The following is a 301-nucleotide window of genomic DNA, read 5'->3' as shown; positions in this document are numbered from 1 at the left end:
ACAGGCCATAAATGATGCCCTGTCCAGCGGCATGTATGTGCATGTGCGTAAGATGCTCCACCATATGCCGGCACCTGATGTGGCGTTTTTGCTGGAATCCACCCCAGCCAAAAGTCGCGCAGTATTATGGCAACTGATTGACCCCGAATTTCACGGTGATGTGCTTGAAGAACTATCGGAAGATGTGCGCAACGGCATTATCCGCCAGATGGTGCCGGAAAAACTCGCCGATGCCCTGGAAGACATGGATACCGACGATCTGGCCGAGCTGCTGCGCGGCCTGCCGGATACGATCTTCCAG

General features: G+C 54.8%; 1 protein-coding gene. It reads left to right on the top strand.

All coding sequences use genetic code 11. The annotated features are described in order from the left end of the window. A partial coding sequence (locus tag J0A66_RS22740; RefSeq protein WP_439098895.1) for a magnesium transporter MgtE N-terminal domain-containing protein occupies positions 1-301 on the top strand: 301 nt, incomplete at both ends.

The sequence above is a fragment of the Bowmanella dokdonensis genome, assembly GCF_017254865.1.
In the GTDB taxonomy this organism is placed as follows: domain Bacteria; phylum Pseudomonadota; class Gammaproteobacteria; order Enterobacterales; family Alteromonadaceae; genus Bowmanella; species Bowmanella dokdonensis.
Note: the sequence above shows the minus strand (reverse complement) of the source record. Positions and strands in the feature narration are given on the sequence as shown.